This is a genomic window from Enterobacter cloacae complex sp. 2024EL-00214 (assembly GCF_043945575.1).
Lineage (GTDB): Bacteria > Pseudomonadota > Gammaproteobacteria > Enterobacterales > Enterobacteriaceae > Enterobacter > Enterobacter cloacae_P.
This window is the reverse complement of the sequence record NZ_JBIMRC010000059.1, coordinates 1-1,033: the sequence shown is the minus strand read 5'-3', so window position 1 is coordinate 1,033 and position 1,033 is coordinate 1. Positions and strand designations below refer to the sequence as shown.

The following is a 1,033-nucleotide window of genomic DNA, read 5'->3' as shown; positions in this document are numbered from 1 at the left end:
TTAGCGCGGTGGTCCCACCTGACCCCATGCCGAACTCAGAAGTGAAACGCCGTAGCGCCGATGGTAGTGTGGGGTCTCCCCATGTGAGAGTAGGGAACTGCCAGGCATCAATTAAGAAGAACCCCGTGCCGGAAGGTGCGGGGTTTTTTGCTTTGCGTGTTTTAAAATGCCCGGCGGCGGTTGCACCTGACCCAGCCTACAGGATACCCCCACATAAAAGTGTGAAACTAAAATTGGCTTACATACAAAGTAATCCTGTAGAACTATAATTTCTGAGATGGGGACTCATCAGCTACGAACAAAGGGGGGTGACAATGTCCCGCATCTACCAACTCATCACAGGTGTTGTTCTCGCAATGGTTCCTGTTGCAACGACTTTAGCCGCCAACGTCCATACAGTGACAGGAACAAAGGGGCAACCCAACCAGACAATTGGCACGTCTGTGACCGGCAGTGTTACACCCGGAAACGCCATCAATGCTCCGGGTTCTGCATTCAACCCCGATGGAAATGCGGGGTCCCATTATGCGGGTACTCAGCCGCAGAATTCTAAAAATTCCAATAGCGTATCTCAGTATGATGTCGCGGGTTTCCAGCAGTCACACAAAACAAATTGATAAGTATTGCTGAGCTACACTTTCTGCTGAAACGCAAAAACCCTGAGCTGATAACTCAGGGTTTTTATTTAATCGATCAATTTCAGGCCTGAGTTACGCTCTCTCTTCTGTGAACGTCGCTTCTGATGAACTGCTTTACGGATGTAGTCGGTTCCGTTTCGGTCTTTGGTAGGCTGCTCATTTTGTACAACGGGAAGCGGACCTGGAGGAGAGATAAGGGCGGTAACTACTGGTAAGCCAACAAGTTGTTGGCTCAGAAAGCAAAAACCCGCCTTTTGGGCGGGTTCTTTAAATAGTGGTGCCCGGACTCGGAATCGAACCAAGGATTCGTTTCTATAGCAACGAAATCACCGAATAACAGTGAGTTACCTTTACGCTTCGATTCCGAATGTACCACTATTTTGTACCACCCTCAA

The 1,033-nt window shown here is 48.9% G+C and carries 1 protein-coding gene and 1 rRNA gene; both read left to right on the top strand.

All coding sequences use genetic code 11. The features are described 5' to 3' along the window. Positions 1–106 (top strand): 5S ribosomal RNA (rrf, locus tag ACHHZ6_RS24720); the annotation flags it as partial. 208 nt (positions 107–314) lie between these two features. Then, complete coding sequence (locus ACHHZ6_RS24715; RefSeq protein WP_182919281.1) at positions 315–617, top strand: adenylate cyclase; 303 nt, start codon at positions 315–317, stop codon at positions 615–617. Positions 618–1,033: the final 416 nt, after the last annotated feature.